This window comes from Chitinophaga tropicalis (genome assembly GCF_009758205.1).
Taxonomy (GTDB): Bacteria; Bacteroidota; Bacteroidia; order Chitinophagales; family Chitinophagaceae; genus Chitinophaga; species Chitinophaga tropicalis.
Window position 1 is genome coordinate 1099702 of record NZ_WRXN01000001.1, and the last position, 14597, is coordinate 1114298.

The window sequence follows — 14597 nt, forward strand, 5'->3', positions numbered from 1 at the left end:
TTATTTAAAATGCTTCAGGAGTATCACTTCTTTTTCTGTGAGGAACCGCCATCTGCCGCGGTTGATATTCTTCTTGGTAAGGCCGGCATAGGTAACGCGGTCCAGTTTTTCCACCTGGTATTCAAGGTGTTCGAAGATGCGGCGTACAATGCGGTTCTTACCACTGTGAATTTCAATACCTACCTGTGTTTTATCATTACTTTCCACGTATCCCAGGGCATCTACGTGTGCCACTCCGTCTTCCAGCGTCACGCCGTGCAGGATCTTTTCAAAATCTGCTTTGGTTAAGGGTTTGTCCAGTCCTACGTGGTAGATCTTTTTGATGTTGTGTTTAGGATGGGCCAGTTTCTGCGCCAGTTCTCCGTCGTTAGTGAGCAGGAGCAGGCCGGAGGTGTTGCGGTCCAGTCGCCCTACGGGGAATACCCTTTCTGAGTCGGTAGCGTCCTGGATCAGTTCCATAACGGTCTTTCTTCCTTCGGGGTCTTCTGTGGTGGTGATGTATCCTTTAGGTTTGTTGAGCAGTATGTATACCAGGTTTTTCTGGATATATACTTTTTTGTTGCTTACGCGAACGTCGTCTTTTGCAGTTACTTTGAATGCTGGTTCTGTGATGGTGGCGCCATTTACGGTCACTTTACCTTCTTTCACAAAATCAACTGCTTTGCGGCGGGAGCAAAGGCCGCAATGCGCCAGGTATTTATTCAGCGGCATCTCGCCGGAGGCGTTGTTGTTTTCTTCTCTTCTGATAACGGGTTTACCGTCTGCAGTACTTTCTTCGGCCTGGCGGGCTTTTTTGTTATTCGTTCTGCGTTCCTGTTTACCGGCAAAACGTTCGTTGGCGGTATCAAAGTATTTTTTGCGGTTAAAGCCACTGGGAGTAGGGCGTTCTTCCTTTTTGCCACCTTTGGCAGTCCGGATTTTGGCGCCGGGGCTGTGGAAGGCGCTGTCGTCCTTATCTGCACGTGGTTTGAAAGGAGTTCTGCCATTGGCAGTCTTTTTCACCGGTTCTATGCGTGGCCTGCGGCCTTCTTTATCTCTTGTAGGAGTTTTTTTGGCCGGTGCGGGAGCATCGGCTTTTTCGTCTTCGTTCTTTTTGCGGAAGGACTCCGGTTTAGGGCCGGCGCCTTTCCCTGGCCTGAAGGTTTTTTCTTCTCCGCTTTTGCGGCCTGCAGGAGCAGCAGGGCGCTGTGCACTTTTATTTTCTTTAAAAGGAGAGAATCCTTTTCTGGCAGGAGTATTTTTCTTCATTGTAGTTTGTTAGTAATTTAATTTGTTGCAGGGTGCAGATCATCCTTTATTGGCTAGCTGTCCGCAGGCGGCGTCAATATCCTTTCCGCGGCTGCGGCGCAGGCGTGCATTGACCTTATGTCTGCTTAAGTATTGCATGAATGCCTCGGCCACATCTTCTTCCGGTTTCTGGAAGCGGGCGTTGGAAATAGGATTGTATTCGATAATGTTAACGAGATCTGCAGGTACCTGCCGGTAGATACGTATCAGTTCATCGGCATCTTTGAAGGAATCGTTGAAGTCCTTGAAAAGGATGTACTCGAATGAGATCTGGCTCTGGGTAGCTTTATAGAAGTAGTTCAGGGCTTCTATCAACACTTTGAGATTGTTGGAATCGTTGATAGGCATGATCTCACTACGTTTCTGATCGTTGGCGGCGTGCAGGGAAAGGGCCAGGTTGAATTTCACCTTATCATCCCCCAGTTGTCTGATCATCTTTGCTACTCCTGCAGTGGATACTGTGATACGCTTGGGAGACATGCCCAGTCCGTCGGGAGAGGTGATGCGTTCAATGGACTGCAGCACATTCTTATAGTTGAGCAGGGGTTCTCCCATGCCCATATATACAATATTGCTGAGTTTTTTACCGTAGGCTTCCATTGCCTGCTGGTTAAGCAGGGCTACTTCATCATATATTTCGTCGTAATCCAGGTTACGTTTACGGTCCATGTACCCGGTGGCGCAGAATTTACAGCTGAGGCTGCATCCAACCTGAGAGGATACACAGGCGGTCTGCCTGGTATCAGTAGGGATGAGTACGCCTTCTACCAGGTGGCCGTCATGCAGGCGGAAGCGGCTTTTAATAGTGCCGTCGTCGCTGTGCTGGGTGGTATCCACGCTGATTGCCGGTAAAGTAAAGTGTTGTTCCAGTTTGCTGCGCAGCTCTCTGGAGAGGTTGGTCATCGCGTCAAATGTGGTGGCGTGTTTCAGCCAGAGCCATTCGTAGACCTGTTTGGCGCGGAAGGCTTTTTCGCCTATTGACCCGAAGTATTCCTGTAATTCCGGTAAGCTGAGGTGCCGGATATTCTGTTTGCCCGATTTCATTCCTGACCTTTAAATGAGATAATGTCTGCCTTACGGCAGTCGGTAGTAAGATGCAAAGGTAATGAATTTTGGGGGATACGCTCAAAATGCCCCTTTTGGGGTAGTGCAAGGCCGGGTTAAGGGAATTTTTTGAGAGAGGACTTTTTGACGCTGCGCGTGGCTGAACTTTTTTTAATGATGGGGATTTGGGCTGTGGCCAGCTAAGAATTTAAACAGGTGTACTAATTTCCCTACATTTACAACCTTTTATTAACCAAAGCAATCAAAGCAATGCAAGCTGCTTACATAGTGGATGCAGTGAGAACGCCCATAGGCCGTTACGGTGGGGCTCTCAGCACCATCAGGCCGGACGATATGCTGGCACTTCTGATTAAAACACTGCTGGAACGCAATCCTGGACTGGACCCTGCCGGTATAGAAGACGTTATTGCCGGGGCCACTAACCAGGCCGGGGAGGACAATCGTGATGTAGCCAGGATGGCTGCCCTGCTGGCCGGTTTACCGGTAACAGTGGCGGGCAATACTGTGAACCGGCTTTGTGCCTCAGGCATGCAGGCCATTATGGACGCTGCCAGGGCGGTAATGTGCGGAGACGGAGATGTATTCCTGGCGGGCGGGGTAGAGAGCATGACCCGCGCTCCGCTGGTAATGCCGAAGGCGGACGGGCCTTTCAGCCGTAAAACAGAGATCTATGATTCAACCATAGGCTGGCGCTTTACCAATAAGAAGCTGGCGGATATGTACTACCCCTATTCCATGGGAGAAACGGCGGAAAATGTGGCCCGGCAGTGGAGCATTAGCCGGGAAGACCAGGATTATTTTGCCTATCAGAGCCAGTTGAAATATAAAGAAGCCCTGCTGGCGGGTAAATGGACAGCTGAAATAGTGCCGGTGCCGGTTACTCCCAATAAACAAGACCAGGTGATAGTCAACGCGGACGAACCTCCCCGGGAAACTACCCTGGAAAAGCTGGCCGGACTGAAACCCGCCTTTGCAAAGGATGGCAGTGTAACGGCAGGGAATTCCTCCGGTATTAACGATGGTGCTTCTGTGGTACTGGTAGTTTCTGAAAACGCATTGAAGCAATATAATCTTAAGCCGCTGATGCAGGTCCGTGCTATGGCTGTTGCGGGGGTAGATCCCTCTGTCATGGGTATAGGACCGGTACCGGCTACTCAGAAGGCCTTGCGCAGGGCGGGTATTACAGCTCAGCAGCTGGACCTGATAGAATTGAATGAGGCTTTTGCTGCACAGTCGCTGGCCTGTATCCGTGACCTTCAGCTGGATGCGGCGCGTATCAATGTAAATGGCGGTTCTATAGCTATTGGTCATCCGTTGGGATGTAGCGGAGCGCGTATCACTACGACACTGATGCATGAATTGCAACGCAGGGCCGGCGCCAGATATGGGCTGGCTACCATGTGTGTGGGAGTAGGGCAGGGAGCTGCGATGGTATTTGAGAAGATGTAATGGCTTCCGGGGGGTATCCTTATAGGATACTTAGGAGAACAAGCAGGGATGGAACCTTTATCTGTGCTGTTGTTCCGGAGATGATGCGGACTTGATCAACAGCAATAAAATAAAGAACGGGCGGTCGGAGTACACCGGCCGCCCGTTGATGGCAAGCAAAAAAGGATTACAAACAAATCTGCTTCTCCGTCATCATCTTCCGGAGATTGATCAGGCCATATCTCATACGACCTAATGCTGTATTGATACTCACCTGGGTGAGATCGGCAATCTCTTTAAAGCTCAGATCAGCATAGTGGCGGAGTATGATCACTTCACGCTGTTCTTCCGGCAGCATGTCCAGCATTCGCCGAACCCTGTCATGACTTTGTTGCGTGATCATTTTCTCTTCTGCACTGCTTTCACTGAAGTTCAGTACATTAAAAATGTCTTTGTCGTCGCTGGTTTTGATGATGGGCGTCCGTTTAATTTTCCGGAAGTGGTCCACACAAAGGTTGTGTGCGATCCTCATGGCCCAGGGAAGGAACTTTCCTTTCTCAGTATATCGCTCTGCTCTGATTGTATCGATAATTTTTATAAAGGTATCCTGGAAAATATCTTCTGCCAGGAATCCGTCTTTCACAAGTAATACGATAGAGGTATAGAGCTTATCTTTATGCCTGTGCACTAATTCTTCCAATGCTGAAGCATGCCCTTTCTTGAAAAGGGTAATTAATTGCTCATCACTTAGTTTGTACATTATTTGCATAAACATCTACAATAGCGGGTTTAAAATAAAAATAGGACTTATGACAGTCGTAGGTAAAGTGTGTAGAGTTTATGCTATAAGAAGTAAGTTTTAGTTTGGTGATTTTAATCGTCCCTTGGACTTAGATTCTGATCTAATGCAAATATAATGGAATAGTTGAATAAAACAACCCTTTTTTCCCAAATCCCAACATAAATAATACAGTGCGTAATCGCTTGCGCAGGCTATTTGCGCCGGTTGGCTGCATAAGCTTTTCCAGGTCAACAGAATTAGTCCCCGATTAACTTACTTTCGGTATTTTTGTAACTATCATGGCCACTAAAGTGAAGAAAACGGAAACAGTACTTGATGATCAGGCAGTTGTTTCGCCAGATCAGATATTCATAAAAGGAGCACGCGTTCATAACCTGAAAAATGTGAGTGTTGGAATACCCCGCAGCAAGCTGGTGGTAGTTACCGGTGTATCGGGCTCCGGTAAATCCTCTCTGACAATGGATACCCTGTATGCAGAAGGGCAGCGCCGTTATGCGGAAAGTCTCAGCTCTTATGCCAGGCAGTTTCTGATGCGTATGAACAAGCCGGACGTTGATTACATTAAGGGCATCTGTCCGGCCATTGCTATAGAACAGAAGGTGATCACCCGCACGCCCCGTTCTACCGTAGGCTCTATGACGGAGATCTACGATTATCTCAGGCTCCTCTTTGCCCGTATAGGCAAAACATATTCCCCCATTTCAGGACAGTTGGTGAAGAAGCATGAAGTGAGCGACGTGGTAGACTATATCAAAAATCTACCTGCCGGCGCCAAGATACAGCTGCTTGTCACCTTTCGCCGTCATGCCAAAAGAGATGTGAAGGAAGAGCTGCAGATACTTATGCAGAAAGGTTTCTCCCGTTTATATGCAAAGGATAAGAACGGTGGTGCTCTGCTGCGTATAGAAGAACTGCTGGAGGAAAAGAAGCCTGCGCTTCCGAAAGACGTTTACCTGCTGGTAGACCGTCTGGTGGCAAAAGACTTTGAAGAAGATGACCTGCACCGTATTGCAGACAGCGTGCAGACGGCCTTCTACGAAAGTGAAGGGGACTGCCTGGTGGAAGTGAATAACGGAGAGCTGGCACATTTTTCCAATCGCTTTGAGCTGGATGGACTACAGTTTGAGGAACCTGTTCCCAACCTGTTCTCCTTCAACAATCCATATGGCGCCTGCCCGGTATGTGAGGGCTTTGGCCAGGTCCTGGGCATAGATGCAGACCTGGTGATTCCTGACAAACGGCTGAGTGTATATGAAAACGCTATCGCTCCCTGGAGAGGCGAGAAAATGGGAGAGTACAAAGAGGCGCTGATCAAGGCTTCGAGGAAGTTCAATTTCCCTATTCACAAACCTGTTGCAGATCTGACGGATGAGCAGCAGCAGTTACTGTGGACGGGGAATGAGCATTTCTATGGACTCAATGAGTTCTTTAAAATGGTAGAGCAGAACCTCTACAAAGTTCAATACCGCGTGCTGCAATCCCGCTACCGTGGCCGTACAGCCTGTACAGAATGCGGTGGTGGCCGTTTGCGCAAAGAGGCGTTGTATATCAAAGTAGGAGGGGCCAACATCGCGAAGCTGGTGGATATGCCGGTGAGCGACCTGACGGAATGGTTCAATAATCTGGAGTTGAGCGAGTATGATCAGCAGGTAGCGAAAAGGATATTGATAGAGATCAACCATCGTCTGAAGACGTTGCTGGACGTAGGTCTTGGTTATCTCACCCTGAACCGTGTAGCTAATACTCTCAGTGGTGGTGAAAGTCAGCGTATACAGCTGACCCGTTCACTTGGCAGCAACCTCACCAATTCCATGTATATCCTGGATGAACCCAGTATAGGACTGCATGCCCGTGATACCCACCGTTTGATAGGTGTGCTGAAGGAGCTGAGGGACCTGGGTAACACCGTTGTGGTAGTAGAACATGATGAACAGATGATGCAGGAGGCTGACTATATCATTGATATGGGGCCGCTGGCCAGTCACCTGGGAGGGGAAGTGATCTTTGCCGGTAATTATCAACAGATATTAAAAGACGGGAAAAGCCTGACAGGCAAGTACCTCAGCGGAGAGATGAGCATTGAGCCGCCTGCCAAAGCGCGTAAATGGAAAAGGTCTATCTCCCTGGAAGGGTGTCGTCAGCATAACCTGAAGAATATTGATGTGGAATTCCCGCTTAACGTGCTTTGCGTGGTAAGTGGTGTGAGCGGTTCCGGGAAAACAACGCTGGTAAAACAGATACTTTACCCGGCGCTGATGAAGCTGAAAGGTGAGTTTGCTGAAAAAGTAGGGCAGCATAGAGCATTGAAGGGGGATATGGATGATATCACCCAGATTGAAATGGTTGACCAGAACCCGATAGGTAAATCTTCCCGTTCCAACCCGGTTACCTATATCAAAGCATATGACGAGATAAGGGACCTCTATGCCAAACAACCGCTGAGTAAAATGAGGGGCTTCCAGCCCAAGCATTTCTCGTTCAACGTGGATGGTGGCCGTTGTGATGCATGTAAGGGAGAAGGGGAAGTGATAGTAGAGATGCAGTTCCTGGCGGATGTACACCTGCTTTGTGAAAGCTGTGGTGGTAAAAGGTTTAAGGAAGAAGTGCTGGAAGTGACCTACAAAGGAAAGAGCATTTATGATGTGTTGGAGATGAGTGTGGAAGAATCACTGGATTTCTTTAAAGATGAGAAGGACGTATGTAATAAGATCCGTCCTTTGAGTGATGTGGGATTGGGGTATGTGAAGCTGGGGCAAAGCAGTGATACCCTTAGCGGTGGAGAGGCGCAGCGTGTGAAGCTGGCTTCTTTCCTGGGGAAAGGCAAAGCGCAGGGGCATATCCTGTTCATTTTTGATGAGCCTACTACTGGTCTGCACTTTCATGATATCAAGAAATTGCTGGCATCTTTTAATGCGTTGATAGATCAGGGGCATAGTATACTGGTGATAGAGCATAATACAGATGTGATCAAAAGTGCTGACTGGGTGATAGATCTGGGGCCTGAAGGTGGTGCTGGTGGCGGACAGTTGTTGTATACGGGGTTGCCGGAAGGGTTGAAGAAGGTGAAAGAGAGTTATACGGGGAGGTACTTATAGTAGTAGGTTTTTCAGAGAGTGGATCAATTTAAATATTAGTAAAGAACTGATAAAAAAAACAGGTTTCGCTTTGGGCGAAACCTGTTTTTTTTAGAAAGGAGGCTGGGTTGTGACCAGCTAACGCTATCTTAATCTGTCAAGTGATTTGATCAGCTTTTCATCTTTATAAATTCCTCTTGCCGCCAGGATCAGGAAGATCAGGATGACGATGGGAAAAAACGCCCCGGGCAGGTAGGAAGCGGAAGTGATGCTGACAGGCCCTGTCTGCAGTGCGTTGGCTGTATCGGATACTTTGAGATATTGCAATACAATAGCGCCGATAGACAGGAATATATTCAGCACTGTCAGCCTGAACTGCAGTTTCCGGTTCCTGAACAGGAAGATGCAGAACAAGGACAGTAATATTATCAACATAAAAACTATAAACACTAAATAATTTGACTGGGCATTGAAATACCGGATACTGCCATCGCTGAGGGTAGCTTTCCAGATATTAAAGAACCAGGTAGCGACACCAGCCGCTGCAGCTAACAAAAGGTAAAGACTTTGAATGCGTTGTATCATGTTATTCAGAGAAGTTAATCGCGGTAAATTTAAGTAAATATTATGAACCTACTCTTTCGTGGTACTCCCCGTTCCTTGAATACTTTGTATATTGCACGCCCAAGAACAATCTCATTTTGAATTATGGCAAGAAAACAGAATAAGCAGGACGCGTTGGACTACCACGCGTTGGGGCGGCCTGGCAAGATCGAAGTTATACCTACAAAGAACACCAAAACACAATGGGACCTTTCACTGGCTTATTCTCCCGGGGTAGCAGAGCCATGTAAGGAGATTCACAAAGACGTAGAGAACGTATACAAATACACTGCTAAGGGCAACCTGGTGGCGGTGATCAGCAACGGTACGGCAGTACTGGGCCTGGGGGATATTGGCCCGGAAGCGGGCAAACCTGTAATGGAAGGTAAAGCGGTGCTGTTTAAGATATTTGCAGATATTGATGTGTTCGATATAGAATTGAATACCAAGGATGTAGATGAATTTGTGAAGGTGGTGAAAGCCATGGAGCCAACCTTTGGCGGTATTAACCTGGAAGATATTAAAAGTCCTGAATGCTTTGCTATTGAAGAAAGGCTGAAGAAAGAGCTGAAAATACCTATCATGCACGACGATCAGCATGGTACGGCTATCATTTCCAGTGCAGCGCTGCTCAATGCTACAGAGCTTGTAAAAAAGAAAATAGAGAAGATAAAGATAGTGGTGAATGGCGCCGGAGCGGCGGCTATGGCTTGTGTGAAGCTGTATGTGGCATTGGGTGTGAAGAGAGAGAACATCATCATGTTTGATAAGGACGGGGTGATTAATGTTAGTCGCCCGGGGCTTTCAGACATGCATAAACAGTTTGCTACTACATCTAAAGTAACCACCCTGGCGGAAGCGCTGAAAGGGGCGGACGTATTTGTGGGGCTTTCTGTAGGTAATGTGGTAACGCCGGATATGATCAAGAGTATGGCTAAGCAGCCGGTTGTGTTTGCTATGGCTAACCCTGATCCGGAGATTGCTTATGACCTGGCCATTGGTTCCCGTCCTGACGTGATCATGGCTACGGGCCGTTCTGATCATCCTAACCAGGTGAACAATGTACTGGGTTTCCCTTATATTTTCCGTGGAGCGCTGGATGTTCGCGCTACCCAGATCAATGAGGAAATGAAGCTGGCAGCGGTACATGCGTTGGCAGAACTGGCGAAGGAATCAGTGCCGGATATTGTGAACCTGGCTTATAATGAAAGGAACCTTTTCTTCGGACCAAGATATATCATTCCAAAGCCACTGGATCCCCGGTTGCTCAGCCATGTGGCGCCGGCGGTAGCTAAGGCAGCGATGGACAGCGGTGTGGCGCAGCATCCTATTACCAACTGGGAAGAGTATGTGGAAGTGCTGAACAAGCGTCTGGGACTGGACAACCAGCTGTTCCGCGTGATTGGTACCAAAGCCCGCCAGGACCCGCGTAAAGTTGTATTTGCGGAGGCAGACAACCTGAAAGTACTGAAGGCTTCACAGGTAGTGAGGGAAGAAGGTATTGCGTATCCTATACTGCTGGGTAATGAGCTGCGTATACGTCAGCTGGCCGCAGACAATGGTATTGAGCTGGATGATACTGTGATCGTTGATCCGAAGAGTGATGAAATGCATGACAAGCGTCACAAGTTTGGTGAGTTGTTCTTCAAAAAGCGCCAGCGTAAAGGCTTTAACCAGTATGAAGCTAAAAAAGTGATGCGTGAGCGTAACTACTTTGGCTGTATGATGGTGGAGACGGGAGAGGCTGATGCGTTGATATCCGGGCTTACCCGTAATTATCCTGATACTATCCGTCCTGCGCTGCAGGTGATAGGTATGGAGGAAAATGCGAAGCGTGTGGCCGGTATGTATATCATCAATACCAAACGTGGCCCGCTGTTCCTGGCAGATACTACTGTAAATTTCAATCCTACGGCGGAGGAACTGGCGGAGATCACTTTGCTGGTAGCTAATGAGGTGAGGCTGTTCAATATTGTTCCGCGTATAGCGATGGTATCTTATTCCAGCTTCGGTTCCAGCCCTACACCGGAAGCGCAGCTGGTAAGCCGTGCACGTGATATCGTGAAACAGAAAGATCCTACATTGATAGTAGATGGTGAGATACAGGCGGCTATGGCGTTCAACCAGGAGATACTGAAAGATAGTTATCCTTTCAGTGAGCTGCTGGGACAGGAAGTGAACACGCTGATCTTCCCGAACCTTTCTGCCGGTAATATTGCTTATAACCTTCTGCAGGAAGTAGCTGGTTTTGATGCTATCGGGCCTATCCTGCTGGGTATGAAGAAGCCGGTGCATATCCTGCAATTGGGAAGTACAGTAAGATCTATCGTTAACATGGTGAATATTGCTGTGGTGGATGCCCAGCATAAATGCTGTGAAGGTAACAAGACTAAAGTGGCTGTTAAAAAGTCAAAATAGGTATCTGTATATTATTGAAACGGTCTGTATTGATTGTCAATACAGGCCGTTTTACGTTTATACTTTTTCCCGATCTTTGACAGATGCAGAATATCTCCCGGAAAAAAGCATTCTTTCCCCTGAACCCGGCATTCAGGAAATACCTGAAGTTATATGAAAGAGAAGTACGTTTGCCGGTATCGTATGAAGAGCTGCGTTATTTCGACAGCAGTATTCCCGTGTATGATAAGGAGGGGAAGGATACCCTGTGGGAATCTGTGTTCTATCCGCAGAGTATGTACCCGCAGCTGCAGGCGGGGTTGAAGAGGATCTATTCCATCCTGAAGGCCGGCGGCGACCAGACTGCGGAAGAGCACCTGGAAGTAGAGCGTATAGACTACTGTACATTTGGTAATTCCCATCCTTTCCGGATCAGGATAGTGAATACTTACAATGAGGTGTATGATTACTTCTATGTTAAGATTGCCGATGCTTCCCGTATTTACGGGCTGGAGCTGGAGCATATACTATCGCCTTACTGGATGAACTTTCTCGTAGACGGCAATACGCTGGTAGAAGAGCATATTGCCGGCGTACCGGGCGATCAGTTCATCCTGCATTACCTGCACAGGCCAGAGTTTAACCCTAAACGCATAGCCAAAGAGTTTGTAAAGTTCAATGAGCGCTGTTTTGTGCGTCTGTTGGGGGATATGCGTTCCTATAATTTTGTGTTTGATATTACCCAGGATTTTGATGATGTGCAGTTCCGTATCAGGGCTATTGATTTTGATCAGCAGTTCTATGAAGGGAAGCGTACCCTGTATATGCCGCAGTTCTTCAAGGAGAACAGGGTCTTTGTGGAGCTGGCCATGAAGCATCTGAATGCAGAGGTGGTAAAACAGTATCAGCAGGAGGAGCGTTCACTGATTGCCAGGCGTATTAAAACGCAGAGGCACCGGATCAAGGACCTGAGGGACGTGATCATGACAGACAGGGTTTCTTTCCCGGAGAAGATCACCCAGCTGGGGCATGAATTAGCGCAATATTATGAAGATCCGGTATTTGCGCGTTGCCGGACTATGGGAGAGATCATAGAAAGGAGCCTTAAACGGTTGCTGGTAAAGAGCCTGAAGTAGATACTGCTGCGCGGGGCTATGTACTATGGTCTAAATTTCGCTATCTTTGACCAGTTATGGAATTTAGATTCTTTCATCATTTCGGAAGCTACCTGCTTATGCTCAAAGGCATGTTTTCCAGACCGGAAAACATGAAGATGTTCTGGCGGGAGTTTATGCGTCAGTGTGTGGATATAGGTATAGGTTCGTTTGGCATTGTATTTATCATTTCATTATTCATGGGAGGGGTAACCACATTGCAGATTGCATATCAGTTGGTAAGCCCTATCATTCCCAAAGCTACTATTGCCCAGATAGTAAGAGACACTATCATTCTTGAGTTTGCGCCTACGCTTACCTGTATAGTACTGGCAGGTGTGGTAGGGTCAAAAATAGCATCAGAACTGGGAAATATGCGGGTATCTGAGCAGATAGACGCGCAGGAGATCATGGGTATCAATACCAAAGGTTACCTGATCCGTCCAAAGATCATGGCAGCAATGCTGATGATCCCCTGCCTGATCTGTATTGCCGGTTTCCTGGGGGTATGGGGTGGCCAGAAGGTGGGCGAGCTGTCCGGCATTCTTTCTGCTGAACAGTACTGGCAGGGCCTGAGGTCTGATTTTAAACCCTTTAATATCTTTTTTGCCCTTATCAAATCCTTCATCTTTGCCTTCATTATAGCCAGTGTCCCTTCTTACTATGGGTATAATGTACAGGGTGGTGCATTGGAGATTGGAAAGGCCAGTACCAGTGCGGTAGTTGTTACCTGCATTTTAATTTTATTCATGGATTACCTCCTGGCGGCATTGTTGCTGTAATCAAGCATATATACACTGTATGATAGAATTGGTTAATATTAAGAAAGGCTTTGGAGAAAAGATCATTTTGCCTGACGTGTCGGCGGTTATGGAGACCGGTAAAGTGAACCTGATCATTGGTTCCAGCGGCAGCGGTAAAACGGTTATGATGAAGTGTATGGTGGGATTGATGCCTGTAGATCAGGGAAAGGTCCTTTATGATGGTCAGGATTTTACCAATATGAGTGACCATGAAAAGAAAGAGATCCGCCAGCAGATAGGTATGCTTTTCCAGGGATCGGCCCTGTTTGACAGCATGACGGTAGAGGAGAATGTGATGTTCCCGCTGCATATGTTTGGTAAGGGAACGCTCAGGGATAAGAAAAAGCGTGTGATGGAGTGCCTGGAAAGGGTACAATTAAAGGATGCGGCAAAAAAATTTCCGGCAGAAATAAGTGGTGGTATGAAGAAAAGGGTAGGGATTGCGCGGGCTATAGTACTGAATCCCAAGTATTTGTTCTGTGATGAACCCAATTCCGGCCTGGACCCTCAGACTTCCCTTCTTATAGATAAGCTTATTAAGGAGCTGACGCTGGAGTATAATATTACGACGGTGATCAATACCCATGATATGAACACTGTAATGGAAAGCGGGGACCATATTGTGTATATGTACCAGGGGCGTAAACAGTGGGAGGGAAGTAATAAGGACATTATTTTCAGTAAGGATGAGAAGCTTAATGACTTTATTTTCGCGTCTGACTTCCTCCGGGATGCCAAGGAAATGAGGCAGCTGGAGATGTTCCAGGAGAGCAACTGGAGGGATAAACTGAAGAAAGGTTGATTTTCGGGGGAAAAGATAATCTTTCTGTTTGTCCTGCTGCAGGCAGACAAACTGCTCCTAATGGAAAAAGATCATTTGTTATTTGGGATTAGGAGGTTAATTTTGCCGATATCTTTTATAAAACAATAAACCAAGCGCGATGAGTGTTTTAGTTAATAAGAACAGCAAAGTGATTGTACAGGGCTTTACCGGTACAGAAGGCACATTCCATGCCACACAGATGATAGAGTATGGCACGCAGGTAGTAGGCGGCGTTACGCCGGGTAAAGGCGGCACCAAGCACCTGGATCGTCCGGTATTCAATACAGTAAAAGATGCTGTAGACGCTACCGGCGCTGACGTTTCAATCATCTTCGTACCACCCGGATTTGCTGCAGACGCTATCATGGAAGCTGCAGAAGCTGGTATAGAGCTGGTAGTATGTATCACTGAAGGTATCCCCGTACAGGATATGGTGAGAGCTAAAAACTTCCTGGTAGGCCGTCAGACCCGTCTGATAGGGCCAAACTGCCCGGGTGTGATCACTGCTGAAGAAGCTAAAGTAGGCATCATGCCAGGTTTCATCTTTAAGAAAGGTAATATCGGTATCGTATCCAAATCCGGTACCTTAACATATGAAGCTGCTGACCAGGTAGTTAAAGCTGGTCTGGGTGTTTCTACCGCTATTGGTATTGGTGGAGACCCTATCATCGGTACTCCTACCAAAGATGCGGTAGAACTGCTGATGAACGATCCTGAAACTGTTGGTATCATCATGATCGGCGAGATTGGTGGTAGCATGGAAGCTGAAGCTGCAAAATGGATCAAAGAACACGGTACCAAGCCTGTTGTAGGTTTCATTGCTGGCCAGACTGCTCCTCCGGGCCGCCGTATGGGTCACGCCGGCGCTATCATTGGTGGTGCTGACGATACTGCAGCTGCTAAAATGAAGATCATGGCAGAATGTGGTGTACACGTAGTAGAAAGCCCTGCTAACATTGGTAAGACAATGGCAGAAGTTCTGAAAACTGTGAAAGCATAATAATCAATACGTTAAGTATATAAAATCCTCCTCCGGGCCATTTCCGCAGGAGGATTTTTTTTGCCCCGCATTTTATTTTCCTGACTTTTATATTGAAACCCTTATGGAAAGATGTTGCAAAAAGCATCCTTTCCCTGATACTGTAAATTTTTAAAAAGCAA

Annotated in this window: 11 protein-coding genes; 7 read left to right on the forward strand and 4 right to left on the reverse strand. The window is 47.3% G+C overall.

The genetic code is table 11. From position 1 onward, the window contains the following. Both GO493_RS30990 and rlmN read right to left on the reverse strand, forming a co-directional pair. On the reverse strand, window positions 1-1248 hold the full coding sequence (locus GO493_RS30990; RefSeq protein WP_232538732.1) for a pseudouridine synthase: 1248 nt from the start codon (window positions 1246-1248) through the stop codon (window positions 1-3). 39 nt (window positions 1249-1287) lie between these two features. Next, window positions 1288-2331 carry a 23S rRNA (adenine(2503)-C(2))-methyltransferase RlmN gene (gene rlmN / locus GO493_RS04720; RefSeq protein WP_157304942.1) on the reverse strand — a complete coding sequence of 348 codons (1044 nt, stop codon included), beginning with the start codon at window positions 2329-2331 and terminating at the stop codon, window positions 1288-1290. Window positions 2332-2601: 270 nt separating this feature from the next. On the opposite strand from rlmN, the gene GO493_RS04725 reads away from it, so the two are divergent. Further along, window positions 2602-3801, forward strand: coding sequence for a thiolase family protein (locus GO493_RS04725; protein ID WP_157304943.1), 1200 nt, complete (start codon window positions 2602-2604; stop codon window positions 3799-3801). A gap of 166 nt (window positions 3802-3967) precedes the next feature. Here GO493_RS04725 and GO493_RS04730 read toward each other — a convergent pair whose 3' ends face one another. After that, a complete protein-coding gene (locus GO493_RS04730) occupies window positions 3968-4540 on the reverse strand; it encodes an RNA polymerase sigma factor (protein WP_157304944.1) in 573 nt (190 codons plus the stop codon). Between the two features lie 320 nt (window positions 4541-4860). On the opposite strand from GO493_RS04730, the gene uvrA reads away from it, so the two are divergent. Continuing rightward, on the forward strand, window positions 4861-7677 hold the full coding sequence (uvrA, locus tag GO493_RS04735) for an excinuclease ABC subunit UvrA (protein ID WP_157304945.1): 2817 nt from the start codon (window positions 4861-4863) through the stop codon (window positions 7675-7677). 123 nt (window positions 7678-7800) lie between these two features. Here uvrA and GO493_RS04740 read toward each other — a convergent pair whose 3' ends face one another. Next, window positions 7801-8241 (reverse strand): DUF4293 domain-containing protein, encoded by a 441-nt coding sequence (locus GO493_RS04740; RefSeq protein WP_157304946.1) that lies wholly within the window; start codon window positions 8239-8241, stop codon window positions 7801-7803. 123 nt (window positions 8242-8364) lie between these two features. On the opposite strand from GO493_RS04740, the gene GO493_RS31470 reads away from it, so the two are divergent. The 5 genes from GO493_RS31470 (at window position 8365) to sucD (ending at window position 14436) form a co-directional block, all read left to right on the forward strand. Continuing rightward, window positions 8365-10677 (forward strand): NADP-dependent malic enzyme, encoded by a 2313-nt coding sequence (locus GO493_RS31470; RefSeq protein WP_157304947.1) that lies wholly within the window; start codon window positions 8365-8367, stop codon window positions 10675-10677. A gap of 83 nt (window positions 10678-10760) precedes the next feature. Beyond that, on the forward strand, window positions 10761-11792 hold the full coding sequence (locus GO493_RS04750; RefSeq protein WP_157304948.1) for a hypothetical protein: 1032 nt from the start codon (window positions 10761-10763) through the stop codon (window positions 11790-11792). Between the two features lie 56 nt (window positions 11793-11848). Beyond that, on the forward strand, window positions 11849-12592 hold the full coding sequence (locus GO493_RS04755; RefSeq protein ID WP_157304949.1) for an MlaE family ABC transporter permease: 744 nt from the start codon (window positions 11849-11851) through the stop codon (window positions 12590-12592). Window positions 12593-12611: 19 nt separating this feature from the next. Further along, the gene (locus tag GO493_RS04760) at window positions 12612-13415 is read left to right on the forward strand and encodes an ABC transporter ATP-binding protein (protein WP_157304950.1); all 804 of its coding nucleotides are present in this window, start codon (window positions 12612-12614) and stop codon (window positions 13413-13415) included. Between the two features lie 139 nt (window positions 13416-13554). Beyond that, window positions 13555-14436 carry a succinate--CoA ligase subunit alpha gene (gene sucD / locus GO493_RS04765; protein WP_157304951.1) on the forward strand — a complete coding sequence of 294 codons (882 nt, stop codon included), beginning with the start codon at window positions 13555-13557 and terminating at the stop codon, window positions 14434-14436. The last annotated feature ends 161 nt before the right edge of the window (window positions 14437-14597 follow it).

Coding starts and splice junctions, on each gene's coding strand:
- GO493_RS30990 (WP_232538732.1), bottom strand. CDS start 1,248: ATGAAGAAAAATACTCCTGCCAGAAAAGGATTCTCTCCTTTTAAAGAA.
- rlmN (WP_157304942.1), bottom strand. CDS start 2,331: ATGAAATCGGGCAAACAGAATATCCGGCACCTCAGCTTACCGGAATTA.
- GO493_RS04725 (WP_157304943.1), top strand. CDS start 2,602: ATGCAAGCTGCTTACATAGTGGATGCAGTGAGAACGCCCATAGGCCGT.
- GO493_RS04730 (WP_157304944.1), bottom strand. CDS start 4,540: ATGTACAAACTAAGTGATGAGCAATTAATTACCCTTTTCAAGAAAGGG.
- uvrA (WP_157304945.1), top strand. CDS start 4,861: ATGGCCACTAAAGTGAAGAAAACGGAAACAGTACTTGATGATCAGGCA.
- GO493_RS04740 (WP_157304946.1), bottom strand. CDS start 8,241: ATGATACAACGCATTCAAAGTCTTTACCTTTTGTTAGCTGCAGCGGCT.
- GO493_RS31470 (WP_157304947.1), top strand. CDS start 8,365: ATGGCAAGAAAACAGAATAAGCAGGACGCGTTGGACTACCACGCGTTG.
- GO493_RS04750 (WP_157304948.1), top strand. CDS start 10,761: ATGCAGAATATCTCCCGGAAAAAAGCATTCTTTCCCCTGAACCCGGCA.
- GO493_RS04755 (WP_157304949.1), top strand. CDS start 11,849: ATGGAATTTAGATTCTTTCATCATTTCGGAAGCTACCTGCTTATGCTC.
- GO493_RS04760 (WP_157304950.1), top strand. CDS start 12,612: ATGATAGAATTGGTTAATATTAAGAAAGGCTTTGGAGAAAAGATCATT.
- sucD (WP_157304951.1), top strand. CDS start 13,555: ATGAGTGTTTTAGTTAATAAGAACAGCAAAGTGATTGTACAGGGCTTT.